This is a genomic window from Rhizobium sp. CCGE 510 (genome assembly GCF_000292525.1).
Taxonomy (GTDB): Bacteria; Pseudomonadota; Alphaproteobacteria; order Rhizobiales; family Rhizobiaceae; genus Rhizobium.
In genome coordinates, this window is the sequence record NZ_AEYF01000045.1 from 808,046 (window position 1) to 832,348 (window position 24,303).

At 61.1% G+C, this 24,303-nt stretch carries 21 protein-coding genes; 17 read left to right on the forward strand and 4 right to left on the reverse strand.

From position 1 onward, the window contains the following. Nucleotides 1-10: 10 nt before the first annotated feature. The gene (locus tag RCCGE510_RS27780; RefSeq protein ID WP_007635773.1) at nucleotides 11-229 is read right to left on the reverse strand and encodes an MbtH family NRPS accessory protein; all 219 of its coding nucleotides are present in this window, start codon (nucleotides 227-229) and stop codon (nucleotides 11-13) included. 195 nt (nucleotides 230-424) lie between these two features. Between RCCGE510_RS27780 and RCCGE510_RS27785 the strand changes: the two genes are divergently transcribed. From RCCGE510_RS27785 to RCCGE510_RS27795, 3 genes are read left to right on the forward strand one after another with little or no spacing between them, the layout of a single operon-like run. Next, nucleotides 425-1,414, forward strand: a complete 990-nt coding sequence (locus tag RCCGE510_RS27785) for a GNAT family N-acetyltransferase (protein WP_007635774.1) — start codon at nucleotides 425-427, stop codon at nucleotides 1,412-1,414. Next, nucleotides 1,411-2,817, forward strand: a complete 1,407-nt coding sequence (locus RCCGE510_RS27790; protein ID WP_007635775.1) for an MATE family efflux transporter — start codon at nucleotides 1,411-1,413, stop codon at nucleotides 2,815-2,817. The genes RCCGE510_RS27785 and RCCGE510_RS27790 overlap by 4 nt, the downstream gene beginning before the upstream one ends. A 10-nt stretch (nucleotides 2,818-2,827) precedes the next feature. Further along, nucleotides 2,828-4,015, forward strand: coding sequence for a PLP-dependent transferase (locus tag RCCGE510_RS27795; RefSeq protein WP_007635776.1), 1,188 nt, complete (start codon nucleotides 2,828-2,830; stop codon nucleotides 4,013-4,015). Here the strand turns inward: RCCGE510_RS27795 and RCCGE510_RS33810 are convergent. Continuing rightward, nucleotides 3,906-4,565: a sigma-70 family RNA polymerase sigma factor gene (locus RCCGE510_RS33810; protein WP_081525792.1), complete on the reverse strand. Its 660-nt coding sequence runs from the start codon at nucleotides 4,563-4,565 to the stop codon at nucleotides 3,906-3,908. The two genes, RCCGE510_RS27795 and RCCGE510_RS33810, sit on opposite strands and share 110 nt — an antisense overlap. 164 nt (nucleotides 4,566-4,729) lie before the next feature. Between RCCGE510_RS33810 and RCCGE510_RS27805 the strand changes: the two genes are divergently transcribed. From RCCGE510_RS27805 to fhuB, 3 genes are read left to right on the forward strand one after another with little or no spacing between them, the layout of a single operon-like run. Continuing rightward, nucleotides 4,730-5,221 carry a GNAT family N-acetyltransferase gene (locus RCCGE510_RS27805; protein ID WP_007635778.1) on the forward strand — a complete coding sequence of 164 codons (492 nt, stop codon included), beginning with the start codon at nucleotides 4,730-4,732 and terminating at the stop codon, nucleotides 5,219-5,221. Nucleotides 5,222-5,253: 32 nt separating this feature from the next. Further along, nucleotides 5,254-6,087: an iron-siderophore ABC transporter substrate-binding protein gene (locus RCCGE510_RS27810; protein WP_007635780.1), complete on the forward strand. Its 834-nt coding sequence runs from the start codon at nucleotides 5,254-5,256 to the stop codon at nucleotides 6,085-6,087. Next, entirely contained in the window at nucleotides 6,084-8,048 is a 1,965-nt protein-coding gene (fhuB, locus tag RCCGE510_RS27815) for a Fe(3+)-hydroxamate ABC transporter permease FhuB (protein ID WP_007635781.1), read from the forward strand. The genes RCCGE510_RS27810 and fhuB overlap by 4 nt, the downstream gene beginning before the upstream one ends. A gap of 299 nt (nucleotides 8,049-8,347) precedes the next feature. On the opposite strand, the gene RCCGE510_RS27820 is transcribed toward fhuB, so the two are convergent. Then, nucleotides 8,348-10,528: a TonB-dependent siderophore receptor gene (locus RCCGE510_RS27820; RefSeq protein WP_007635783.1), complete on the reverse strand. Its 2,181-nt coding sequence runs from the start codon at nucleotides 10,526-10,528 to the stop codon at nucleotides 8,348-8,350. A 347-nt stretch (nucleotides 10,529-10,875) separates the two neighbouring features. Between RCCGE510_RS27820 and RCCGE510_RS27825 the strand changes: the two genes are divergently transcribed. The 8 genes from RCCGE510_RS27825 (at nucleotide 10,876) to RCCGE510_RS27860 (ending at nucleotide 19,012) form a co-directional block, all read left to right on the forward strand. Then, nucleotides 10,876-11,619, forward strand: a complete 744-nt coding sequence (locus RCCGE510_RS27825) for a FadR/GntR family transcriptional regulator (protein ID WP_007635785.1) — start codon at nucleotides 10,876-10,878, stop codon at nucleotides 11,617-11,619. Next, the gene (locus tag RCCGE510_RS27830; RefSeq protein ID WP_007635787.1) at nucleotides 11,603-13,201 is read left to right on the forward strand and encodes an ABC transporter substrate-binding protein; all 1,599 of its coding nucleotides are present in this window, start codon (nucleotides 11,603-11,605) and stop codon (nucleotides 13,199-13,201) included. The genes RCCGE510_RS27825 and RCCGE510_RS27830 overlap by 17 nt, the downstream gene beginning before the upstream one ends. A 95-nt stretch (nucleotides 13,202-13,296) precedes the next feature. Next, nucleotides 13,297-14,256, forward strand: a complete 960-nt coding sequence (locus tag RCCGE510_RS27835) for an ABC transporter permease (RefSeq protein WP_007635789.1) — start codon at nucleotides 13,297-13,299, stop codon at nucleotides 14,254-14,256. A gap of 2 nt (nucleotides 14,257-14,258) precedes the next feature. Next, nucleotides 14,259-15,137, forward strand: a complete 879-nt coding sequence (locus RCCGE510_RS27840) for an ABC transporter permease (RefSeq protein WP_037079853.1) — start codon at nucleotides 14,259-14,261, stop codon at nucleotides 15,135-15,137. 18 nt (nucleotides 15,138-15,155) lie between these two features. Further along, a complete protein-coding gene (locus tag RCCGE510_RS27845) occupies nucleotides 15,156-16,073 on the forward strand; it encodes a dihydrodipicolinate synthase family protein (protein ID WP_007635794.1) in 918 nt (305 codons plus the stop codon). Nucleotides 16,074-16,081: 8 nt separating this feature from the next. Then, nucleotides 16,082-17,098, forward strand: a complete 1,017-nt coding sequence (locus tag RCCGE510_RS27850; protein ID WP_007635795.1) for an ABC transporter ATP-binding protein — start codon at nucleotides 16,082-16,084, stop codon at nucleotides 17,096-17,098. Next, on the forward strand, nucleotides 17,099-18,052 hold the full coding sequence (locus tag RCCGE510_RS27855) for an oligopeptide/dipeptide ABC transporter ATP-binding protein (RefSeq protein ID WP_007635798.1): 954 nt from the start codon (nucleotides 17,099-17,101) through the stop codon (nucleotides 18,050-18,052). A gap of 24 nt (nucleotides 18,053-18,076) precedes the next feature. Beyond that, nucleotides 18,077-19,012, forward strand: coding sequence for a dihydrodipicolinate synthase family protein (locus RCCGE510_RS27860; RefSeq protein ID WP_007635800.1), 936 nt, complete (start codon nucleotides 18,077-18,079; stop codon nucleotides 19,010-19,012). Between the two features lie 47 nt (nucleotides 19,013-19,059). Here RCCGE510_RS27860 and RCCGE510_RS27865 read toward each other — a convergent pair whose 3' ends face one another. Then, the gene (locus RCCGE510_RS27865; protein ID WP_007635802.1) at nucleotides 19,060-19,824 is read right to left on the reverse strand and encodes an IclR family transcriptional regulator; all 765 of its coding nucleotides are present in this window, start codon (nucleotides 19,822-19,824) and stop codon (nucleotides 19,060-19,062) included. 193 nt (nucleotides 19,825-20,017) lie between these two features. Here RCCGE510_RS27865 and RCCGE510_RS27870 point away from each other — a divergent pair, with 193 nt between their 5' ends. From RCCGE510_RS27870 to ggt, 3 genes are all read left to right on the forward strand, one after another. After that, complete coding sequence (locus tag RCCGE510_RS27870; RefSeq protein WP_037079857.1) at nucleotides 20,018-21,592, forward strand: ABC transporter substrate-binding protein; 1,575 nt, start codon at nucleotides 20,018-20,020, stop codon at nucleotides 21,590-21,592. Between the two features lie 147 nt (nucleotides 21,593-21,739). Continuing rightward, nucleotides 21,740-22,594 (forward strand): hydrolase, encoded by an 855-nt coding sequence (locus tag RCCGE510_RS27875; RefSeq protein ID WP_037079860.1) that lies wholly within the window; start codon nucleotides 21,740-21,742, stop codon nucleotides 22,592-22,594. Continuing rightward, on the forward strand, nucleotides 22,591-24,201 hold the full coding sequence (gene ggt, locus RCCGE510_RS27880) for a gamma-glutamyltransferase (RefSeq protein WP_007635807.1): 1,611 nt from the start codon (nucleotides 22,591-22,593) through the stop codon (nucleotides 24,199-24,201). The genes RCCGE510_RS27875 and ggt overlap by 4 nt, the downstream gene beginning before the upstream one ends. The last annotated feature ends 102 nt before the right edge of the window (nucleotides 24,202-24,303 follow it).

The window sequence follows — 24,303 nt, forward strand, 5'->3', positions numbered from 1 at the left end:
CGGACGTTATTCAGGGACGCGCATCGCCGGCCATTGCCGAGCGCAGCGAGAGGGGGCGCGGGTCCGTCCAGACGTCACGGATATGGGCCAGGCATTCCTGGCGTGAACCGGCAAAGCCGGCCGGCTCCCAGCCCGTGGGAATCTGTTTGTCCTGCGGCCAGGCCGAGTAGTGGCGCTCGGTGTCGATGACGGCGATCCAGAGATCGTCGTGAGGCTCAAGATTATCCATTCGCATCTCCTGCGGTGATGATGGTCTTGCGCAAATGACGGATCCCGATGGCTGCAGTTTAGAAAATCGCTGAGAATTTTTTTCTTCACTTACCCCTAAATCCGCCCGGAGATGGATCGTCATTCTACCAAATAGGCACAAGAGCGGGCTTCATGCTCGCGGCATCAAAAACCCCTATCGGCCAAGGAGAACATCATGGATTTCGACGCCGCCAAACAAGGGCGCGTTCTGCCGTCGCGCAGCTACATCAGCCTTGCACCCAATCTCATCCATCTGAAGACCGCACACGGGCACCACGAGGCCGCGTTCGAGGTCGAGGGCGGCACCGCGACGCTGACCTTCTACCATGGTGATTCCTCGCGATCGGCGGAGCTTCTGATGGCGGCGGCCGAAGCCGTGACGGCAGAAGATCGCTCGATCAAATCAATCGTCTTCGAGGGGCATCAGACCAGCCTCCCATCGCATATTTCGGGCGCCGGCGGCAGGCTGGATTCAGAGATCCTGTGGCAATGGCCGTCGCTGTGGCTGCCGCAGCTCTCCTATCCGCTGCCGCCCGTGCAGGAGATAACGGCGGGCCGCTATCATCCGCGCCGGCCGGCAAAGCCGAAGGGCACGGTTTACCGGCGGTTCATCCCCTGGCTGGAACGCGATATCACCTTCAGGGTGGCCGACCCTGAGACCGATCTCGCCATCTTTCACCGCTGGATGAACGACGAACAAGTCAACACGATCTGGGAGGATGCGGGCTCGCGCGACAAGCACCGGGAGATCCTGCAGGAACGGATCGCAGATCCGCATGTCCTGCCGCTGATCGGCAGTTTTGCAGACATCCCCTTCGGTTATTTCGAAGTCTACTGGGCCAAAGAAAACCGGCTCGGTCCCTTCTACGACGCCGACGACTACGATCGTGGGTGGCACGTGGCGATCGGCGAGCCCGACTATCGCGGCAAGAAATGGATCAGCGCATGGCTTCCCTCGCTGATGCATTTCATCTTCCTCGACGATCCGCGCACTAGGCGCATCGTCGGCGAGCCGCGCGCCAGTCACGAGCAGCAGATCCGCAACCTCGATCGCTCGGGCTTTGCCAAGGTCAAGCATTTCAATTTTCCGCACAAGCGAGCGCTGCTCGTGATGCTGACCCGCGAGCGTTTCTTCGGCGACCATCTCTGGGTGCCGGCATCATGAACGACATGAGCGAGATGAGCGGCAGCCTCCGCAAACGGCGCCTCGCACCTGAGGATCTTGCCAGCCCCCATCTTCTCAGGCTGCTGCTACGGCTTGGACTGCCGGCCATGTTCGGCCTGTCGATCAATGCCGCGCATCACACGATCAACATGATCTTCGTCGGCATGATCGGCGAAGACCAGATCGCCGCCATCATGATCGTCCTGCCGATCCTGATGCTAATCGCCGCCTTTGGCGAAGGAATCGGTGTCGGCGTCGCAACCGAGGTCGGGCGGCTGCTCGGCGCCGGCAACCGGTCGCGGGCCGGTGCCATTGCTTCGATCAGCCTTGCGGCCGGGGTCGTGTTCGGCGCGGCAAGTACGATCGCCATCGTCGCATTCCCGGATCTACTGCTATTCGGCGCCACGCCAGCCCTCCAGCCGCTCGCACAGCACTACTTGATGATCATTGCGATTTCGGTGCCGCTGACGATGGCGCAGATCATTCTCGATTTCCTGGCGATCGCCGAGGGTAACGCACGCTTCAGCATGTGGACGCTGGTCGCCTGCTTTGCGCTGAACATGATTCTCGATCCGATCATGATTTTCGGTTTCGGCCTCGGCCTGCAGGGCGTGGCAATCGCCACCATCCTGTCCCAGCTTGTCGCGCTTTCGATCTATGGTGTTTACCACATCAGACGGCTTGGGACGGTCCGGCTGACGCTTGACTGGCGGTTGGCAGATATCCGCACTCTCAGACCTGTCCTTGCTGTGGGCGCACCGACGACGCTGACCAGTCTGACAACCGCGAGCGCGATTGCGATCCTGGTGTCGCTCGCCGCCACCTATCACGGGGAAGCCGGCATTGCCGGCATCGGGATTGCCTTGCGGCTGCTCGCTGTTGGAACACTCCCCGTTATTGGCATTTCACTCGGGGCTCAGTCCATTTTAAGCTTTGCCTGGGGTCGAGGCGATATGGCCAGGGTGCTTTCGGCAGCCCGCATCCTGACGGCGGTCACCAGTGCAGTGAGCGGCGCCTATGGATTGGCCGCGATCGGTTTCTCCCAAGAGCTTGCCTCGTTCTTCACGGACGATGCGACAGCGATCGGGATCGCGGGACAAGCGATCGTCGCCACCCATCTTCCACTCCTGCTGTTCGGCCTGCGGCAAACGGTGCTGATCCTTTTCCAGGCTCAGGGCCGACCGAAAGCGGCGACTGCCATCGGCTTGGCGCAGAATGGATATCTGCTCCTTCCGCTGCTTGCGCTCCTGCCGCCGCTCTTCGGCTTTTCAGGCCTGCTGGCCGCCATGTTCCTGGCCTCCGCCCTGACCGGCATGCTGTCGGCCGTCTGCCTAGCGAGGTCGCTCGGCACGCTCAGGCGATCACTGAACTCCATCCGTGCCACTCCCAGCTTTTGTCCATGAGAGGATGACCATGAACCAGTCGATCAACCCGCACGACCTTGCCGCCCATACGGTCGCCGACGATCTCTTTACGCCTGTCGATCCGGCGGCATTCAACGCCGTGTCGCCGCCGATCTTCCAGACGTCGCTGTTCACCTATGACAGTTACGAGGCGATGGAGGATGTTTTCGCAGGCCGCACGCGCAACTACATCTATTCGCGCGGCGACAATCCGACCGTTCGCGAATTCGAACTGCTTGTCGCCCGCCTCGAGGGCGCAGAGGATGGACGTGCCTTCTCGAGCGGAACGGCCGCCATTACCTCGACAATCCTGAGCCTCGTGCAGGCCGGCGACCGGGTCGTTGCGGTCCGCCATCTCTACAATGATGTCTACCGCCTTCTGGTGAAGCTGCTCGGCCGGCTCGGCGTCGGAGTGGATTTCGTCGATCCTGCCGACCATGACGAGGTGCGCAAAGCGCTCTCCGGCGCCAAGCTGCTCTACCTCGAAAACCCCACATCCTTCGTCTTCGAGCTGCAGGACATTGCAGCGCTGTCGGCCATGGCAAAGGAGGCCGGCGTTACCACCATCATCGACAATTCCTGGGCGACGCCGCTCTTTCAGAAGCCGATCCAGCATGGCGTCGATATCGTCATTCACGCCGCCTCGAAATATCTCGGCGGCCACAGCGATACGGTCGCCGGCGTCGTCGTCGGCTCGAAGGAGGCCATCGCCAGGATCAACTCGACCTCCTATCCCTATGTCGGCGCCAAGCTCTCGCCGTTCGAGGCCTGGCTCTTGCTGCGCGGCATGCGCACCCTGCGTGTTCGGCTCAAGGAGCATGAGCGCAGCGGGCTGCTGCTGGCGGATCGGCTGAAGGCGCATTCGGCAATCGCGCGCGTCCGCCACCCGGCCTTTCAGGATCATCCCGGCCGGGCGACGCTGTCGGGCTATGCCGGGCTATTTGCCTTCGACCTCAATCCCGATATCGATGTCGCACGTTTTGTGAACAGCCTTCGCGACATCCGCCTCGGTGTCAGTTGGGGAGGACCGGAGACGCTGGTGGTCCCCGCCAAGGTGGCGCTGCAGATCCCCGACCGGATGACCTCCTTCATCCGGTTCGGCGTGAGCGAGCAGACGGTTCGTTTCGCCGTTGGTCTGGAAGAGCCGGAACTGCTGTGGAGCGATTTGCAGCAGGCGCTGCACGCGGCAAAACGGTAGGCTCTTGTCGGTGCGCATGATCAGGGCGGAGAGCAGGTTCGGCGATCGCCAGATGGCAATGTTCCTCTGCCGCCTTGATCATGAAGTTGACGAGGGTCCTTGAGACGCCGAGTTCGGCGGCAATATCCTTCTGCGGCACGCCGTTGAGGCGGTGGCGAATGAAGGCATCGTTGGTTCGCTTCGGCAAGGCCTCGAGCGAGGCAAGCACATCGCGCAGGGTCTCGGCAGCGACAAGCTGGTCGAGCACGGTGGGGATCGGAGCCGTGATCTCCTGAACTTGATCGATCGACCTATAGTTGTTCATCTGCTGACGGCGGCGGCGGCTCTCGTCGAGTGCGAGATTATAGACCATCCGGAACGCATAACCGATCGGGCAACGAATGCCTTCGATATTGACCCCGTAGGCTTTTATGACTCCATCCTGAAAGATATCCTCGGAATATGACCTTGATTTGACAACGCTTTCAATCGTTTTAAGGAGTTTGTCCTTGTTTTCGATCATGGCGTTGACCACGGCATTTCCGTTCACATCACGATGCAATGCTTGCATTGTCCTGTACCCTTTTTACAAATGGAAAATCAGGCTCTGTCGTTGCTGTCGATGCGGTCGTGGCGCTCCTTTTTGGGAGGAAAAGTACACGACTTGATTGCAGTGTCTATTTTAAGCTGATAATAGGAGTCAAGTTTAATTCGACGGAGTGAAAGCGAGAAAAAATGGGAAAGACAGTTGAGATCCTGACGGGCAAGGCGGAGCTTTGCCGCTCGATCATGGGGGCCTTGCCTGATTGGTTCTCAGAACCGGAGGTCATCGCGGCGAGTGCCGAGGCGATAGAAGACCTGCCGGTGTTCGGCTATGTCGAAGCCGATGTCGTCACCGCGTTGATGGCCCTGAAGCCGCACCTGCCCGGCGCCGTCGAAATCGCGCTGATCGCGACACGACCCGAACATCACGGCCGCGGCGCCGGACGTCATCTGATCGACGAAGCCGAACGATTCAGCCATGAAGCGGGTGCCCGGTTGCTGACGGTCAAGACGCTCGCCCCGCGCGACCGCGAAGAGCCGCAATTCGAGGCGACGCGGCGCTTCTATGACCGGAACGGCTTTATCAGCGCGGAGGTCTTTGCAAAGCTATGGCACGAGGACCACCCGTGCCTGTTCATGGTCAAGCCACTCGCCGGCGTTCAGGCAGGTGAGACGACGCGTTGAGACGACGAGACTTTCTGCTTGGCGCGCTGGCAATGACCAGCGCACCCGCGATCGTGCGCGCTGGCGATGGCGCGGTCGTTTCGCTCGACTATGGACTGGCATCGACGATGCTTGCGCTCGGCCAGACGCCACGCGCCGTCGTTTCCTTGAGAAACTGGTCGGAATGGGTGGTCGTGCCGACGATGCCGACAGGCGTCATCGACCTCGGCACCACGTCGGAAATCAATCTCGAGGTGCTCACCAGCATCCGGCCGTCGCTCATTCTCAGCACCCCTTTCCTGGCGGCACTGGACGAAAAACTGTCGCGGATCGCGCCGGTGGAGAGGTTCACCATTTACGCCGAACAGAACGAGGCGCTCGACTGCTCCTACGCCGAAACGCTGCGGCTCGGCGCTATGATCGGACGGGCAGAGCAAGCAAAGGCATTTCTATCCCACGCCGATGCCACTTTCGATCGGTTGCGGGAGCGGACAAAAAACCTGTCTGCGCCTCCGGTCGCCGTCATCAACTTCATCGACAACAGGCATGCGCGCATCTACGGCGGCCCCGGGCTTTTCAGCGGCGCCATGAAGCGCATCGGCCTTGAGAATGCCTGGAAGGGCGAGGCCAGTTACTGGGGATTTCAGACGATCGGCCTAGAACAGCTCGCCGAGCTCGGCGAAGACGCGCATCTGATCATCGTTTCGCCGCTGCTTCCACCCGACGTCCTGACCCAGCTTTCCGAAAGCCCGCTCTGGACCAGCCTTCCCTTCGTCAAGCGTCAGCGGCTCTCGGTCATTCCAGGCGTTCTGATGTTCGGAATGGTTGAGGAGGCGCTGCGGTTTTCGACCCTGGTCGTCGATACCCTGGAGGCCTCAGCCCGATGAAGGCCAGATTGTCTCACTTCGGCGCACCCGTACTTGCGGGCCTCCTGCTCTTTTCCGGATTGGCCCTTGCCGTAAGGGAGATTTGGGCGGCACTCCCCCATCTCGAGGCGACCGGCGGTTATGATGCCGAGCGCCTTCTCCTCCTCTATTCGACGCTGCCGCGCATGGCGACGGCGCTGATTGCCGGCGCCGCACTCGCACTCTCCGGCACGATCCTGCAGCAGGTGCTGCGCAATCCGCTGGCCTCGCCGACGACGCTCGGCATTTCAACGGGCGCCAATCTGGCGCTGGTTTCGGTCATGCTCGCTGTTCCCTCGCTCGGAGGGTGGGGCCGGGACGCGGTCGCGCTTGCAGGCAGCTCTGCTGCCGCCTTGGCCATCTTTTCAATCAGCGCCCGGCATGGCTTTTCGCCTTTTTCTCTCATCCTTTCAGGCATGATCGTCGGCCTCTGGTGCGGGGCGGCGGCGGCCATCCTGGTGCTGATGAACGACCAATATCTCTCAGGCATCTTCATCTGGGGTGCCGGATCGCTGTCGCAGCAGAGCTGGGTGATCCCGGCGTCGCTGCTGCCGAAAGTGACGCTGCTGGCGGCACTTGCCTTTCTGGCCACGAGGCCCCTGGCGCTGAGCCAGCTCGGCGATGCCGGCGCAACGAGCCTCGGCCTGCCGATCAAATGGGCGCGGAGTTTGATGCTGGTGATTGCCATCGCGCTCAGCGCCCTCGTCACCAGTGCCGTCGGTGTCATTGGCTTCATCGGGCTGGTTGCGCCGCAGATCGTGCGGCTCGCCGGCGCCAGGCGGATCCTCAGCCAATTAATCTGGTCGCCCGTTGCAGGCGCCGGGCTTCTCCTCCTGACGGATCAGACGATCAAGCTTGTTGCTCCAGGCGATTTCGTGCCGACGGGGGCAGTGACGGCACTGCTCGGCGGCCCGATCCTGATTGCGCTTCTCCCCCGCCTCGCCACGGCCTCGCGCGCACTGCCCCGCGTGGCGGCATCCCAACATGCAACCAACAACAGAATGGCGTCCTTTGCTGCTTTGCTCGTCCTGGTCATCATCTTGGCAATTGCCGCGATCTTCTTCGGCCGTGCACCCGACGGCGCCTGGGCCTGGCTGCCGACCGCCTCCTGGGACGAAATCCTTCCCCTGCGGCTGCCGCGGGTCGGCGCCGCATTCGGGGCCGGGACCGTGCTCGGCGTGACGGGACTGATCCTGCAGCGGCTGACCGGAAACGAAATGGCGAGCCCCGAGGTGCTTGGCGTCTCGGCTGGGGCAACGCTCGGCGTTGCGGCCGCCATGTTTGTCTTTGCGGCACCCGGCCTGGCGGTCCAGCTTGCCTTTGCCGGCGGCGGATCCCTTGCCGTGCTGACGCTGATCTTCCTCTTGAGCGCCCGTTCCGGCTTCGGCCCAAACCGTGTGCTGCTGGCCGGCATCGCCTTCGGCGCGATACTCGACGCCGGGGTCGGCGTCCTTGCCGCGAGCGGCGATCCGCGAGGCCTGGCGCTGGTACGCTGGATGGCGGGCTCGACCTATTTCGTCGACAATGCGGTGGCGGCAAGCGCCCTTCTGATCGCGCTCGGCTGTCTGGCCGCAGCCTTTCTTGCCAACCGCTGGCTTGCGCTACTGCAGCTTGGACCCGAGACGGCAAGCGAACTCGGCCTCAGGATCGTTCCGGCACGCGCGGTTTTGTTCGGGCTCTCGGCGATCATGACGGCGGCGGCAACGCTCGTCGTCGGCCCCTTGAGCTTCGTCGGCTTGATGGCGCCGCACCTTGCCCATGGGCTCGGTCTTCGCCGGCCCGCCGCCCAACTCCTCGCAGCCGCCCTCATCGGGGCCGCCCTTCTCGTCATCGCCGACTGGACGGGGCGGATGATCGCCTTTCCCTATCAGATCCCCGCCGGGTTGATCTCGGCTCTTGTGGGAGCCCCGATGTTGCTCATCGTACTGCGCCGGCGGGCATGAATTGCAAAGTGTTCGTTTTGATGCCTCGGATAACGCAGGCTTTATCACCCGCCGATGGTGGACGTGACCGAATGGCGCCCGTCCGGCAGCGGGGCCAGGCTTCGCCGCAGTGGTTGATGCCCGGCAGGTTATAGCGCAGGCAGCAGAATTTCCGCCGGGCGATTTCGAGGTGGCAATCCTGTTTGGCCAAACGAATCCTATCGCCCACCAGGCCGTCAAGGTGGACGGCCGGGCGGGCGATAGGAGGACCGCAATCGAAGTCGGGCGGCCGAGGCGGCCCGCTGTCTTGGCGGCGAGCCTTACCAGCGATACTTCAGTGTCCCAGTCATGTTGCGGCCCTGGCCGAGATAGCAGAAGCCTTCGTTGCAGACCGTGTCGCGCTCGTCGGCAATGTTGCGGATATTGAAGGCCGCCGTCAGCCCCTCGTATTTCTTGTCGACCGCCCCGAAATCATAGGCGGCGGATGCATCGATATAAAAGCCCGATGGGTTCTTCGAGGTATTGGCGGTATCCGTCCAATTCTCGCTGACGTAGCGGACACCCGCGCCGACCGACAGGCCGTTGAAGGGATTGGTTTCCTGGAAAGTATAGTTGGCCCAGAGGCTTGCGACATGCGCAGGCGTGACGGCCGGAGTGTTGCCCTCGTTGTCGCCCTCCGTCACCTCGGAATGGTTGTAGGTGTAGGCCGCAATGATATCGAGACCATCGGCCACTGCCGCACGAGCTTCAAGCTCGATGCCCTTTCCCGTCACCTCGCCAAGGGAGTCATAGGCAAGGGTCAACGCATTGACCAGCACCGGCTTGTTCTTTTCGACGATGTAATAGGCGACCGCCGACAGCAGGATATCGGTGCCGGGCGGCTGGTACTTCACGCCGAGCTCGTATTGTTCGCCCTCTGTCGGCTCGAGGATTTTGTCGGATGTCGACCGATTGGTCACCGGATCGAACGAAGTCGCATAGGAAACGAAGGGCGCAATGCCGTTGTCGAAGAGGTAAAGGGCGCCGGTCTGCCAGGAGAAGGCACTCTTGTCGACGTCTTCGGAGTCGCTCAGACCAAAGGAGGGATAGATCGTATCACGCGTCTGATTCACCCAGGTCTGGCGGCCACCGAGATTGAAGCGCCAATTGCCGGCCTCGATCTGGTCCATCGCGTAGACGCCGACCTGCCGCATATCGGCATCGGCAACGATGAAGTTATAGGCCGGCGTGGCTCCCGAGACGCCATAGGTTGGATTGGCGATATCGAAATCGAATGCCGAATTGACGGCGCCGATGCCGTAGCCCCAGTTTGACTGGAGATTGGTGTAGTCGAGCCCGAACAGCATCGTGTGGGCAAGCGGGCCGGTATCGAACTTCGCCTCGAGCTGGTTGTCGATCTGGAAGACATTCATCTCGTCGCGGATCGAACTTGCGTTGCGATGCGCGACGGTCCCGGTCCAGCTGGAAACGCCGAGGTAACGAGCCCTGAGATCGAGATGCGAATAACGCAGGTTCTGGCGGAATGTCAGGCCGTTGTCGAATTCGTGTTCGAATTGATAGCCGACTTGCTGCTGACGGACCTTCTGGTAGTCGTAGTCGGGGTCGCTCTGCCTGATGTCGAGAATCTTACCACCCGCGGTGGTGATCGCGCCGACGTTGGAGTCGGTCTCGTCCGATTGCGCCAGACCGTACACCGTGAAAGTCGTGCCCTCGTCAGGCTTCCAGGTAAACGACGGCGCCAGGAAATAGCGGTCGTCGGCAATATCGAAATTGGTGTCGCCGCGGCGGGCGAGACCGACGATGCGATAGAGGAAATCGTCGTTGCCCTCACTGATAGGCCCGCCGAAATCGAACATCCCCTGCAACCGGTCCTTGGTGCCGTAGGTAATGCCGACTTCGCGGATCGGCTCCTCGGTCGGAAGCTTCGATATTTTGTTGACGAGGCCACCCGGCGATCCCGAACCGTAGAGAACGGAAACCGGTCCCTTGATCACCTCGACGCGCTGCAACTGATAGGGATCGGTGCGGAACATGCCGTAATTGATATAGGGCTGGCGCAGGCTGTCACGATAGTCGCCGACCGTCGTGACGTTGAAGCCGCGAATGAAGATCTGATCGAACCGCGGATCAAAGCCGTTCGGCCCGGTCGTCACACCGGCCGAATAACGCACTGCCTCGATGATGCTTTGGGCGCCACGCTGCTCGATTTCCTTCTCGGTGGTGACCGAGATGGACCGCGGCGTTTCGACGAGCGGCGTGCTGATCTTGGTCGCGCCCGAACTGTTCTTGGCGGTGACCGACGTCCGGTCGGTCTTGCTATCAGAGGCTGCACCTTGAATGACGATCGGTTCCAGCGCCGTTGCGGTGTCAGCTGTGGACGCGCTCTGGGCGGCAGCCGGTAAGGCTGCGATGCCGGTCGCGATCAGAGCTGTCGTGGCAAACAGGCTATTCCTGTAAATTCGCGGTATAACATTAGAAACATTCAAAAAAACACGCGCCATTCTTGGTCCCTACCTCACGGATGCGGGCGGAAACTATGGAGCGAAAGAAGCCTTGTCAACATAAGATGATTATTTTAGTCATCTTTTGTTGATCAAATCCACAGCGTCCGTACTCCCGAACAGGTTGCACGCATCACCGAGGCTCGGCACGACGCCCAACCGTGTGTTTCAACTGCAAAATCCGGACATCGAAGTGTGAAGGGCTCTCGCCGGACGCTATTTTTCACGGGCGATGTGGCCGCAACGACTTTGCCAGACGCACCACTATCAACCTGACCATTTGACAGATATCCTACAAGTATATATGCAACAGGCATCTTATCGGCGATATGAGAAAGCGACCCGGCATGACATTGAAATCGATGAAGCCGCTGACGCGCGCACCGCTTTTGCACGTCTCCGTGCAGGAAAGTCTGCGCGCCTATATCGACGATAATGGCCTTGCCCCTGGAACCTTGCTTCCGGCGGAAGGAGAGCTTGCCACCCAGCTCGGTGTCAGTCGCAATTCGCTGAGGGAAGGCATCAAGGCGCTGGAATCGCTCGGCGTGCTGGAGACACGACGCGGCGTCGGCATTTTCGTGAAGGCCTTTTCCTTCGAGCCGCTTCTCGACAACCTCGCTTACGGCCTCGGCGGCGCCCTACGGCAGATCGAGGAGGTTCTCGAAATCCGACGTACGCTGGAAGTGGGATTGATCGGCAAGACGATCGATGTGATCGGCGAGGAGGACATCGCCGAACTGCGCGCCACCGTCGATCGAATGCGCACCCATGCCGAGCGCGGTGAAACCTTCGCGGCAGACGACCAACTGTTCCACCGGCTACTGTTTCGCTGCCAGGACAATGAGACGCTCGTACGGTTGATCGATGTCTTCTGGCTCGCCTTCTACAAGGCATCGGATTTCGTCAATCTTGAGAATACCGATCCGATGGCGACGTGGCGCGATCATGCCGCGATCGTCGATGCGATCGAGGCAAAGGATCTGGAGGAGGCGCGCAGACGCCTGGATCGTCATTACGAGGGTATTGCTCGGGTGATTGCCAACAACAAGACAAGTTCAAACGTGGGAGGAACACATGAAAAGACTGTCTAGATTATCCGCTATCGCGCTTGGCGCCCTGCTGTCGACAACAGCCGTTCCGGCTCTTGTCGTTTCGGGCGCTACGATCCAGGCTCAGGCAGCCACCCTGTCCGGCGGCTTCGATGTCGGCCCCGGAGGCTTCCAGGGCAACTTCAATCCGCTTGCGGCGACCGCCGGTTTCACCTGGCTCAGCATCTACTACGAACCGCTGATCACCTATGATGAGAAGCTGCAGAAGGTCGTCGGTGCACTGGCAAGCTCTTACGAGGTCAGCGCGGATCAGATGGCCTACACGTTCAAGCTGGCGGACGCCAAATGGCATGATGGCAAGCCCTTCACCGCCAAGGATGCGAAATTCACCATAGGCCTTGCGATTGATGCAAAGACCGGCTCGGTGCTCGCCGCCCGGCTGAAGGGCATATCATCCGTCGAGACGCCGGACGATCACACGGTCGTCATCAAGCTCGGTGCACCCAGCAGCAGTTTTCTCGACACGATGACCAAGGTGATGATGCTGCCCGAGCATGCGCTCGCCTCGATACCGGCCGAGCAGCTGGCGAAGAACACGTGGTGGTCGACCGCGCCGATCGGCACCGGGCCGTTCAAATTCACCAAATACGTCTCGGATCAGTATGTCGAGCTTGCCGCAAACACCGATTATCGCGGTGGCAAACCCGCACTGGAACGCGTCATCAACCGCTATTTCGCCAACCCGGCCGCGGCGATCGCGGCGCTGAGATCCGGCGAGATCCAGTTCACCTATGTCGATTCCAACGACGTGCCGACCTTCAAGGACAACGAGGACTTCAAGGTCATCGAAGGCAATTCTTTCGTCGTCAACTATCTCGGCTTCAACCACGATTCCCCGATCTGGAAGGATCTACGCGTCCGCCAGGCGGTGATGTATGCGATCAACCGCGACGCCATCATTCAAAGCCTCTATGGCGGTGCGGCCAAGCCAGCCAACTGCGCCTATGTCGCCGAACAGCTGATACCCCAGGGCATCGACACCTATGCCTACGATCCCGAGAAGGCCAAGAAGTTGCTGAAGGACGCCGGCTGGGACCAGCTCAACGGCGGCAAACCGATTACGCTTCTGACCTATTACACCACGCCGCTGGCGACCAACGTGCTTGCCGCAGTCCAGGCGATGCTTGCTCAGGTCGGCATCAACATCGTCCCGCGCGCCGTCGATGCGCCGACCTATAACAGCATCGTGCTCAATGCGACGCCGGATATTGCCCAGTTCCAGATGGTTTATGCCGGGCTGCAAAACGGGCCGGATGCCGGAAGCATCAATGTCGGCCTCAACGAGAAGCAGATCCCTCCGGCCGGACCGAACGTCGCCAGGGTTCGCATGCCTGACCTGACCAAGGCACTGGATAGCGCGCTTGCCGAGCCTGACAGCGCCAAGCGGGATGCGGACTACCAGGACGTCTGCAAGGTGATGAACGCGAACCTTCCCTGGGCGACGCTTTGGGTGGCAAACCGTTACGGCATCGTCTCGACCAAGGCGAAGGATTTCGTCTGGACGCCGGCGCCGGGTGGTGGCCCCTACCAGGCCGACCCGCAGAAATGGTCGCTCGCCGAATAGGCGTTTCCGCAAAGGCTCAAGGGTCGCTTCGGCCACCCTGACAGGACGGTCTGATAAGACGGCCCGACGAGACGGCCCGACGAGACGGATTGACGATGCTCCGATATAGTCTTAGACGCCTGATCATAGGGGTAGGCATGCTCGTTGCCCTGAGCATGCTGATCTTCCTGTTGCTGCGCCTGACACCCGGCGATCCGATCGATGCCTATATCGATCCGAACCTGCCGATGTCGCCGTCGGATCTTGCCGATCTGCGCAGAAACCTCGGGCTCGACCAGCCGCTGCCCGTCCAGTATCTGGGCTGGCTGCAGCAGGCAGTGACGGGCAATCTCGGCTATTCGATCAAGCGCCTCGACCAGCCGGTTCTCGGTCTGGTGCTGTCGCGGATCGGGCCGACGGTGCTGTTGATGGGCACCGCACTTGCCTTTGCCATCGTCATCGGGATTGCCTGCGGGGTGATCGGCGCCGTCCGCCGCAATTCGCTTGCCGATCTCTCCTTATCGGTTGTTGCACTTGCCGGCATTTCAAGCCCGGCATTCCTCAGCGCGCTGATCGGTCTTTATATTTTCTCCGTCCGCCTGCGCTGGATGCCGTCGGGCGGCATGCTGACGCCGGGCGAAGAATTCTCGATCGGTGATCTCCTCCACCATCTGATCCTGCCGGCCGCCCTTTTGTCCGTCGCGCAAGCCGCATTGATCATGCGTTACATGCGCGCTTCGCTGCTGGAAGTCCTGAACCAGGATTACGTGCGCACGGCGCGCGCCAAGGGCGTTCGCGAGTTCTGGGTCATCGCCAAGCATGCCTTGCGCAATGCGCTTCTTCCGATCGTCACTCTGATCGGCTCGACCATCGGGCTTGCCATCGGCGGCGCCATCTTCATCGAGAGCGTCTTCAACTGGCCGGGCATGGGGCTTTTGCTCGTCGATGCGGTGCAGACCCGCGACTATCCCGTCATCATGGGAGCGACGCTCGTTATCGGCACCTGCGTTATCCTGGTCAATCTTCTGACCGACATCACCTATGCGGTCGTCGACCCGCGCATCAAGGTGGGCTGACCATGCTGGCACGCTCCCCCCAACGCCGCAGCCCGGGGCCGCTTGCCCGCGCCTTTAGCCGTTTCCTACTCAACCGCGCAGCGGTTGCCGGCGTCTGCATGGCTGTTCCGATGCTGCTGCTGATCCTTTCCTATCCTTTATGGTGGGCTTTCCAGCCGAACGACATCGATCTTCTGGCGATGAACAGCGGCCCGACGACAACGCACTGGTTCGGAACCGACGGCGTCGGTCGCGATGTCTTTGCGCGCGTGCTCGAAGGCGGTCGGATTTCGCTGCTGGTCGCCGTTGCATCGACCGCATTTTCCGCAGTCATCGGCTTTCTCTTCGGGGCCATCTCGGCGCTTGCGGGACGGTGGACGGACGCGATCTCGATGCGCTTCGTCGATCTGGTGATGACCCTGCCGCCCGTCATCTTCCTGCTTGTGCTCGCCTCGATTGCCGGCACCGGCATCTGGCCGACCGTGCTGGTCATCTCGCTGCTCTCGTGGCCGCTGCTGGCGCGCATGATCCGCTCCCGGCTGCTGGAATTGCGTGAGCGCGACTTCGTCATGGCCGCCCGCGGCATGGGCGCCGGCATCGGACATCTGCTGTTTCGCCATGGGCTGCCGAACTCGATTGATATTCTCGTGGTCTACGCAACGCTGCAGATTGCCAATGCCATCCTGCTCGAGGCAGGTCTGTCCTTCCTCGGTCTTGGCATCGCCCCGCCGGCGGCCAGTTGGGGCAATATGCTGAATGCGGCGCGCTCGACGGCTGTGCTCGAACAATATCCGTGGCAATGGCTCTTCCCCGGCGGCGCGCTGATCCTTGCCGTGCTTGCCATCAACTTCATCGGCGATGGCCTCAGAGATGCCTTCGACCCGCGTGCCGAACTGAACTGACAACCGAAAGAAGCGAAAATGACCAAATTCAAGGGTGTCGTCCCTCCCGTCGTAACGCCGCTCAATCCGGATCTGACCGTCGACTACCCTTCCTATACCAGGGTGCTCGAACATCTGATCGATGCCGGCTGCCACGGCGTGTTCGTGCTGGGGTCGACGAGCGAAGTCATCTTCCATGACGAAAAGACCAGACGCGAAATCATCGAGCATTCGGCCAAGGTGGTGAATGGCCGCGTGCCGCTGATCGTCGGCGTCATCGATCCGACCACCGATCGGGTGGTGGCCCATTCGAAGGTCGCAAAGGCCGCCGGCGCCGACGCCGTGGTGGTCACGGCGCCATTCTATACGGTCACCAGCCAGTCCGAGATCCTCGACCACTTCCGTTATGTCAGAGATGCGGTCGACATCCCGCTGATCGCCTACGACATTCCCGTCTGCGTTCACGTCAAGCTGCAGCGCCAGACCGTGGTCACGCTGGCCAGGGAAGGCGCCATCATCGGCCTCAAGGATTCCAGCGGCGACGACGGTAATTTCCGTTATGCGCTCCTCGACCTTGCCGAGCACAAGGACGTTTTCCTGATGACCGGCTCCGAGATCGTCGTCGACACCGCCCTGCTGATGGGCGCCCACGGCGTCGTTCCCGGCATCGCCAATGTCGATCCGCACGGCTATGTCAGGCTCTGGGATGCCGCCCAGCGCGGCGACTGGGCCGCCGCCAGGAAGGAGCAGGAACGGCTCTGCCGCCTGTTCGAAATCGTCTGGGTCGCACAGGGCCGTGTCAGCGGCGGCGCAGCGGGCATCGGCGCCTTCAAGGCCGCCATGCAGAGCCTCGGCATCATCGACAGCGCCGTCATGCCGCGGCCGCGCGCCTCCCTCAACGATGCCGAAACCGCACGGATCGACGAGATCCTGCGCGCAACCGGCCTGCTGAACTGAGCCGGCCGATGCAACAGGCGACCGAACCGGTACTCGACATCAGGGGATTGCGAACGATCTTCCGCATCCGCGGCGGCGAGATCACGGCGGTCAACGATATCGACCTGACCGTTGCTGCCGGCGAGACGCTGGCGCTCGTCGGCGAATCCGGCTCCGGCAAGTCGGTCACCAGCCTGTCGGTCATGCGGCTGCTCACCCGCAACATCGGTGTGATCGCCGCAGGCAGCATCCGCCTGATGACGAGGGGCGGCACGGTTCGGGATCTTGTTTCTCTTGATGAAGAGAACATGCGCAGGATCAGGGGCGACGACATCGGCATGGTGTTCCAGGAGCCGATGTCGAGCCTCAATCCCGTTTTCACGATCGGCGACCAGATCGCCGAGCCGATCCGCATCCATCGTGGGGCGGGCCGCAAGGCGGCGATGGATGCAGCCGTCGCCTTGCTTGAAAGCGTCGGCATACCGGACGCCCGACGCCGCGCCGGCCAATATCCGCACGAATTGTCGGGCGGCATGCGGCAGCGCGCCACGATCGCCATGGCGCTCGCCTGCGATCCGGCGCTGCTGATTGCCGATGAGCCGACCACGGCGCTCGATGTGACGATCCAGGCGCAGATTCTCGATCTGCTGCTCAAGCTGCAGCGCGAGCGCGGCATGGCCATGCTCTTCGTCACCCACAATCTCGGCGTGGTCGCCGAAATCGCCCATCGCGTCGCGGTGATGTATGCCGGGCGGATCGTTGAAGAAGGGCCGGTCGGCGAGGTTTTCCTCAATCCGAAGCATCCCTACACGATGGGTCTTCTTGCCTCCATGCCGCGCCTGGGTGACGCCGCGCGGATGAAACACGCGGGCGAAAAACTCGCCGCCATTCCCGGCATGGTTCCGAGCCTGATGAACATGTCGAGCGGCTGCGCCTTTTCCCCGCGCTGCAAATTCGCCGTCGATGCCTGTCGCGCGGCCATTCCCGCGCTCGAACAGGTCAATCCGCAGCACCACAGCCGCTGCATCAGATGGCAGGAGATCTAGATGAGCGCGCCACTCCTCTCCGTCCGCGACCTTTCGAAACATTATACCTCCCGCGGCACGCGGCTGAATATTCTTGAGGGCATCTCCTTCGATATTGGCAAGGGTGAAGTGGTGGGGCTTGTCGGTGAATCCGGCAGCGGAAAGACCACGATCGGGCGTTCCGTCCTCCGGCTCGTCGAACCTTCGTCAGGCAGCGTCCGCTTCGACGGGAATGAACTCACCGCACTTTCCGCCGCAGCGCTCAGGCGGCAACGGCGGCGCATGCAGTATATTTTCCAAGACCCCTTCGCCAGCCTGTCGCCGCGCATGACGATCGGCGAGATCCTGACCGAGGGCCTGAAGATCCAGGGGATCGGCACCACCCGCGACAGGCTCGAACGGGCACAGTCGGCCTTGGCAGAGGTCGATCTACCCACTGAGGCGATCAATCGATACGCGCATGAATTTTCCGGTGGCCAGCGCCAGCGCATCGGCATCGCCCGGGCGTTGACCTTGCAGCCCGAATTCATCGTCGCCGACGAGCCGGTCTCGGCACTCGACGTATCGATCCAGGCGCAGGTGATCAACCTGCTGCGCGAGCTGCAGCAGCGGCTTGGCCTGACCATGCTGTTCATCTCGCATGATCTGGCCGTCGTCGAATATATCTGCGACAGGGTGATCGTCCTCTATCTCGGCCGCATCATGGAAATCGCGCCGAGTGCCGATCTCTACGCGAGGCCGCAGCATCCCTATACGCGCGCGCTGCTCTCGGCGATTCCTTCACCCGATCCGGATGCCCGCCGTAACAGGCAGATCCTGAAGGGTGATATTCCAAGCCCGGCCAATCCGCCGAGCGGATGCGTTTTTCGCACGCGCTGTCCGAGCGCGCTCGAGGCCTGCGCCGGCACCGTTCCGCAATTGCGGGAAATCGCGCCCAGCCATTTCAAGGCCTGCATTCGCGACGACCTCGACTGATCCGTCATCCACCGGGGAAAACAGATGAACGCGAAGACGCCGCATTCTACCATCGGCGGAAACTGGGCGAGCCTGCTTCTGCCGATCGCAGCCGATGACAGCATCGAATTCGACGAGCTCGGCGAGGAGATCGACACCCTCATCGATGCCGGCGTCGACGGCATCTATTCGAACGGCACCGCCGGCGAATTCCACAATCAGACTGAGGAGGAATTCGACAGGATCCAGGCAATGCTGGCCGAACGCTGCAACGCCTCCTCCATGCCATTCGTGATCGGCGCCTGCCAGCCCGACCCGCTGATCATGCTCAATCGCGTCCGCCGCGCCGCCGCGCTCGATCCCCGCGCCATTCAGGTCATATTGCCCGACTGGTGGCCGCTTACCGATGCCGAAGCGATTGGCTTCCTGAAACGAGCAGCCGAGGCTGCCGACGGAATTCCGCTCATCCTCTACAATCCGCCGCATGCAAAACGCGTGCTGGCACTAAAGGAACTCGGCGCGATCTGTGCGGCAGTGCCTGAGGTGATCGGCATCAAGCTCGCCGATGGCGATGCCTCATGGTATGCCGAGGCACGCCGGCATTTGACCGGGCTTTCGCTCTTCGTCCCCGGCCATCATCTCGCAACCGGCACTAAGGAGGGCGTTGCGGCAGGCTCCTTTTCCAATGTGTCCTGTCTTAGCCCCCGCGGTGCTCAGATCTGGACGGTGTCGATGCGAAACGGACTCGATGCCGCGCTCGATCTCGAAAGACGCATCTGCACGTTTATGGACGCCTATATCGTCCCGTTTCGGCAGGAGTTTGGCTATTCGAATGCCGCTCTCGACAAGCTTTTGAGCGCCATCGGCAATTGGGGACCCGTGGGTACCCGTCTGCGGTTTCCCTATCGCTCGATAGACATGGCGGAAGCGGTCAGGTTGCGACGCATCGCCCGCTCCGAACTCCCCGATCTTTTCCCCTGAGTTTGCTTAAAGAAGGGGCTTTCCGATATGGCGCGGAACGAAAAGCTCTACCATCCCAGGCGGGCCGATATCTTGCTGGAGGCCTCCTTCAGCAGAACGATGAAGCGGTCGACATCGCTTTTTTGCGTGCGAAAGGCCGGGGCGCCGACATTCACCGCGGCGATCACCGATCCGTCGAATGCCAGAACCGGCACCGAGACGGAGACGAGTTGATCGCTGACTTCACCGTAACTCACACAAAATCCCTGGCGGCGGATCTTATCCAATTCAGCAACCAGCTTGCCACGATCGGTGATCGTGCGCTTGGTCAGCCGCGGTAAAGTCTCGGGGATCATTTGCAGCTGCACCTGGGGGTGGAGATAGGCGAGAAGCACCTTGTACGAGCCGGCCGTGAGCGGCCGTCTTCGACCGATCATCGCCTGCACCCGCAAGTCGCGCATCGGTTCGAACTTTGCAATACACAGAGATTCGCCATTGTCGATGATCCTGAGCTGGGTCGTTTCGTTGGCCTTCTGGCCGACTTCTTCAAGAATAGGATTGGCTATTCGCACCAGATCAACCTGTGTCGAGGCAGCGGTCCCGAGAATGATCGCAGTCGTCCCCAACCGGTAAGTGCCTGTATCGCTCTTCCGCACCAGGCCGCGCCGTTCCAGTGTGCGTAACATCCGCAAAATTCTTGGCTTGGTTTCCCCGAGGTTTTGCGCCACCTCGGTCAGTCTGATGTCCGGGTTTTTGGCGACATTCAGCAATACCTCGATGCAGACGTCAACAGATTGTACGATATCGCTTTTTGATGATTGTCTTTTGTCCATGGGACCAGAATTTTCTCCGCGACCAAGGCTGAAGGAGGGGCATAATTTTATATTACGCCTATCGTAACGCGCTTGTTTTCCGTTTGACAGCCCCCTTGAGGCGCCCTTACCAATTTGTGTCAAGAGTGGACGGGAACCTGCTCGTACCGACCAAGCAAGGTCGGCCCAAGAACGCTAAACAGGAATGGAAGAAATGGCCGCAACAACATTGACGCGGGCAGCGATTGGGCTGCTTGGAACGATTGCTATTCCTGCAATGGTCGTGGCACAGGAAGCCCCGCTGACGATCGGGATGTCGACGACACCGACGACGCTGGATCCCCATGAAGACAGTTCGGCGCCAAACAATGCGACCTCGCGCCATATCTGGGACAGCCTCATAAATCTCACCGGAACGTCGGCAAATGCGCCGGAACTCGCCACCGAATGGAAGGTCGTCGACCCGACCCACTGGGAATTCAAGCTGCGGAAGGGCGTGAAATTCCATGACGGCAGCGAGTTCAACGCCGATGACGTCATCGCTTCGCTTCTGCGTGCCCGCGACAAGCCCAGCCAGAGCTTTGCTTCCTACACCCGCAATATTGTCAATGTTACGGCCACGGATCCCTATACCATCGTCGTCGAGACGAAGGTTCCGGATCCGATCCTGCTGAATTCCGTCAGCCGAATTCGCATTATCAGCGCCGACTGCAAGGAGGCGCCGGTCCAAGATTTCGACAACGGCAAATGTGCAATCGGAACCGGGGCCTATTCCTTCGTCTCCTATTCGCCAGGCAGCAGCCTGACCTTGAAGCGCAATGACAGCTATTTCGCTGGCCCCCCGCACTGGTCGAACGTCACGCTCCGCTTCCTGCCCGATGACGGCGCCCGTCTGGCATCGCTTCTTTCCAACGAGATCGACATTGTCGAAACCCTTCCTGCCGATGGAATGGCACGCGTGGAAGCGAGCGATAATCTGCAAGTCATCAACGGCCTGTCTTCCCGCTTCGTTTATCTTGGCCTCGATGTCAGCCGCGATGTTTCGCCTTTCGTGAAGGCTGCGGATGGTTCCGATCTCGACAAGAACCCGCTCAAGGACGAACGGGTGCGTCGCGCAATGTTGATGTCGATCAACCGCCCGGCAATCGTCGACCGCGTCATGCAGAAGAACGGCACGGTGGCCGATCAATTCGTCGCCCAAGGCTATGCGGGCTACTCCGAAAAAGTCGAGAAGGTGGGCTATGATCCTGCCGCCGCTAAGGCGCTTCTGGCCGAGGCCGGTTATCCCAATGGCTTCAGCCTGACCTTGCATGGTCCCTCTGGCCGCTACGTCAAGGATGCCGAAGTTCTGCAGGCGGTCGGCCAGATGTTCACGCGCATCGGCATCAAATCGAAGGTCGAGGTCCTGCCCTGGTCGATGTACTCGGAAGCCTATTCAAAGGGCACCTACAGCACCTATTTCGGCTCCTGGGGCGTGAACACCGGCGAAACCACCAATCCGACTGTTGCGCTCGTCGCGACGCGCGACGAGAAAAAGGGGACCGGCAGATATAACGGCGGCGGCGTGTCCGATCCGAAGATCGACGAGGTACTGGCAAAGGCCAGTTCGACGCTCGATGAAGCCCAACGCGCGCCCCTGCTCGAGGCGCTGTCGACCGAAACCTTCAACAACCTCTGGCTCCTCCCGATGCATTACGAAAACGTCGTGCTGGGTGCAAAGAAGACCGTGTCCTACACCCCGCGCGGCGACAAATATACGCTCGCTTACGACGTGAAGCCGGCGGACTAATGCATGTCGCCCAAAAGCGTGCAGCGGTTTTGGGCCAAATAAAGATTTGAAGTGCGTCGCATCGATCCATTCGATGCGACGCGGTTTAAGACAGCAGCATGGGGCCGCACCAGGGCCGTCCCTTTCTTCATCTCCCAGGAGACATTCATGCAGGAACTTGGAACGGGCGAAGCCGTCGCCCGGGCGAAGGCCATCTATGACTATGGCCAGACGGCCATCTTCGCCTCTCAGGCCGATCCCCGCCTGCATATGGTGCTTTATGTGCCACCGACGGCGGCAGATGGCCGCAAGCTCGACCTTCTGGTCGCGGTCCACGGCACCGGCCGTACGTCGGCCATCGACTTCCGCGACGGTTTTGCCGAATTCGGGCTCTACAACGACTGCGCCATCCTTTGTCCGATCTTCCCGGTTGGCGTTCTCGGCGATGGCGCGCGTTCCGGCTACAAGTTCCTTGAGGAAGGCGACATCCGCTACGATCGCGTCGTCCTTGCCATGGTCGCGGAGATGGCCGACAAATACCGCCAGGACTGGTCCAAATTCGCGATGTTCGGCTTCTCCGGTGGCGGCCATTTCGTGCACCGTTTCACCATTCTGCATCCGGAAAAGCTCTGGGCGGCATCGATCGGCGCACCTGGTTCCGTCACCCTTCTGGATCCGACGCGTGACTGGTGGGTCGGCATTCGGGATCTGGAGGCGCGCTTCGGCAAGGCCTTCCGGCCCGAAGATCTCGCCAAGGTGCCGGTGCACATGATCGTCGGCGACGCCGATCTGGAGACCTGGGAAATCACGCATAAGCCAGGTGGCAAATACTATATGGACGGCGCCAACGATGCCGGCAAAACGCGGCCCGAGCGGCTTGCCGCCCTGGCGAGCTCATTCCGCGAAGCGGGTGTCGATGTGACATTCGATCGTGTTCCGGGCGTCTCTCACGACCGGATGAAAGTTCTCGGTAACGTCAAGGCCTTCCTGGCGAGGGTGTTGAAAGATCGGCGCGCGAAATGAGAAATGCAACGATCGTGGCGCCTCAGCCGGAAGCTGTCGAAGCCGGCGCGGAAATTCTTGAGCGCGGCGGCAATGCCATCGACGCAGCACTCGCCTGTGCTTTCGTCCAGGGCGTGGTCGACCCGCAAATGGCCGGCATTGGCGGCTTCGGCTCCATGCATGTCTATATGCCGAAAAAGGGCGTGCACGAGATTCTCGAATTTTATGCGCGCGCGCCGTTGAAGGCCGCGCCGGACATGTGGCTCGACAAAATCAAGCACCAGAGCCGCGACGGCTTCGGCTACGTGCTTGAAGGCAATATTTCCGATATCGGCTACCTTGCCGTCTGCACCCCCGGTTCGCTCAAGGGCTATGAGACCGCGCTGCGCGACTACGGCACCTTCGATTGGGCCGATCTCATCAAGCCGGCCATTCGCCTTGCCCGTAACGGTTTCATGATCCGAAACCACATGCACTGGTACTGGGCCAAGGACCAGTCGAACGACGGTTTTGCCAACACGCTCGACAAGCTGCGCTTTTCTGAAACGGGCCGGAAAGTCTATTTCCACGACGACGGCACGCTCAAGAATGTCGGCGACCTGCTCGTCAACAAGGACATCGCAGAGACCCTCGAACGCATCGCGCGAAGCGGCGGCTCGGACATCTTCTATCACGGCGAACTGGCCGAACAGATCGCCGACGATTTCAAGGCAAATGGCGGCTTGATCGATCGGGAAGATCTGGCGCGCTACGAATTGTCGAAGGTCAAGCCCGTTTGGGGCGACTATCGCGACAACCGCATCGCCACCTCGCCTCCGCCAGGCTCGGGCTTCCCGATGCTGGAACTCCTGCATATCATGGAGCAGTTCGACGTCGGTTCGCTGCAGCATGGCAGCGCCGATCATGTCCGCATCCTGTTCGAAGCCATGAAGCGGATGACGATCGACAAGGACGCGTATATGGGCGATCCCGCCTATGTCGACGTGCCCTATGAAAGGCTGCTGTCGAAAGAGCATGCGAAGGCGCACGCCGGCGCGATCAAGGCGGGTGAGATCGCCAGCGTCTCGCGGCTTGATGGGTCGCAGCGTGACACCACCCACATCTCGGTGATCGATAAGGACGGCAATGCCGTCGCGATGACCCACACCCTCGGCAGTCCCTCGGGCGCGATCACCGATGGCCTCGGCTTCATGTATAATGGCACGATGAGCCGCTTTAATCCGCTTCCGGGCAAACCCGGCTCCATCGCGCCCGGCAAGCGGCGTCCGAGCTCGGCGGCACCGACGATCGTCTTCAAGGGCGACGAGCCCAGCATCGTCATCGGAGCGCCGGGCGGCAGCTATATCGCCCCCGCCGTTGCGCAATGCCTGATGAACATGATCGATTTCGACATGTCCGTGCTCGAAGCCGTCTCGGCGCCGAGAATCGTAGGGGTGTCAAACACGATCGACATCTGCAATCGCATTCGACACTCTGTCGAAAACGAGCTGCGGGCGCAGGGCTACCAGGTGGCGCGGTCGCCGCAGACATATGCGTTCGCCGCAGTCCACGCGATCAAGATTGACGGCGGCATCTCGAAAGGCGCAGCCGATCCGCAGCGCGACGGGATGGCGATTTCCGTCGCCTAAAGCATGTCGCGCAAAAGTGCGCAGCGGTTTTGCGACAACGACATGCGTAAAACAAAGATGTCGATTCAAAGTGTTACAGCGTCCTTTGCGGCTCTCGAAAAG

What these genes read in the sequence shown, in the direction of transcription:
- RCCGE510_RS27810 (WP_007635780.1), top strand. Translation starts at nt 5,254, where the DNA reads ATGACCAGCGCACCCGCGATCGTGCGCGCTGGCGATGGCGCGGTCGTT.
- fhuB (WP_007635781.1), top strand. Translation starts at nt 6,084, where the DNA reads ATGAAGGCCAGATTGTCTCACTTCGGCGCACCCGTACTTGCGGGCCTC.
- RCCGE510_RS27825 (WP_007635785.1), top strand. Translation starts at nt 10,876, where the DNA reads ATGACATTGAAATCGATGAAGCCGCTGACGCGCGCACCGCTTTTGCAC.
- RCCGE510_RS27790 (WP_007635775.1), top strand. Translation starts at nt 1,411, where the DNA reads ATGAACGACATGAGCGAGATGAGCGGCAGCCTCCGCAAACGGCGCCTC.
- RCCGE510_RS27870 (WP_037079857.1), top strand. Translation starts at nt 20,018, where the DNA reads ATGGCCGCAACAACATTGACGCGGGCAGCGATTGGGCTGCTTGGAACG.
- RCCGE510_RS27840 (WP_037079853.1), top strand. Translation starts at nt 14,259, where the DNA reads ATGCTGGCACGCTCCCCCCAACGCCGCAGCCCGGGGCCGCTTGCCCGC.
- RCCGE510_RS27845 (WP_007635794.1), top strand. Translation starts at nt 15,156, where the DNA reads ATGACCAAATTCAAGGGTGTCGTCCCTCCCGTCGTAACGCCGCTCAAT.
- RCCGE510_RS27855 (WP_007635798.1), top strand. Translation starts at nt 17,099, where the DNA reads ATGAGCGCGCCACTCCTCTCCGTCCGCGACCTTTCGAAACATTATACC.
- RCCGE510_RS27805 (WP_007635778.1), top strand. Translation starts at nt 4,730, where the DNA reads ATGGGAAAGACAGTTGAGATCCTGACGGGCAAGGCGGAGCTTTGCCGC.
- RCCGE510_RS33810 (WP_081525792.1), bottom strand. Translation starts at nt 4,565, where the DNA reads ATGCAAGCATTGCATCGTGATGTGAACGGAAATGCCGTGGTCAACGCC.
- RCCGE510_RS27865 (WP_007635802.1), bottom strand. Translation starts at nt 19,824, where the DNA reads ATGGACAAAAGACAATCATCAAAAAGCGATATCGTACAATCTGTTGAC.
- RCCGE510_RS27780 (WP_007635773.1), bottom strand. Translation starts at nt 229, where the DNA reads ATGGATAATCTTGAGCCTCACGACGATCTCTGGATCGCCGTCATCGAC.
- RCCGE510_RS27875 (WP_037079860.1), top strand. Translation starts at nt 21,740, where the DNA reads ATGCAGGAACTTGGAACGGGCGAAGCCGTCGCCCGGGCGAAGGCCATC.
- RCCGE510_RS27850 (WP_007635795.1), top strand. Translation starts at nt 16,082, where the DNA reads ATGCAACAGGCGACCGAACCGGTACTCGACATCAGGGGATTGCGAACG.
- RCCGE510_RS27835 (WP_007635789.1), top strand. Translation starts at nt 13,297, where the DNA reads ATGCTCCGATATAGTCTTAGACGCCTGATCATAGGGGTAGGCATGCTC.
- RCCGE510_RS27820 (WP_007635783.1), bottom strand. Translation starts at nt 10,528, where the DNA reads ATGGCGCGTGTTTTTTTGAATGTTTCTAATGTTATACCGCGAATTTAC.
- RCCGE510_RS27860 (WP_007635800.1), top strand. Translation starts at nt 18,077, where the DNA reads ATGAACGCGAAGACGCCGCATTCTACCATCGGCGGAAACTGGGCGAGC.
- RCCGE510_RS27830 (WP_007635787.1), top strand. Translation starts at nt 11,603, where the DNA reads ATGAAAAGACTGTCTAGATTATCCGCTATCGCGCTTGGCGCCCTGCTG.
- RCCGE510_RS27785 (WP_007635774.1), top strand. Translation starts at nt 425, where the DNA reads ATGGATTTCGACGCCGCCAAACAAGGGCGCGTTCTGCCGTCGCGCAGC.
- ggt (WP_007635807.1), top strand. Translation starts at nt 22,591, where the DNA reads ATGAGAAATGCAACGATCGTGGCGCCTCAGCCGGAAGCTGTCGAAGCC.
- RCCGE510_RS27795 (WP_007635776.1), top strand. Translation starts at nt 2,828, where the DNA reads ATGAACCAGTCGATCAACCCGCACGACCTTGCCGCCCATACGGTCGCC.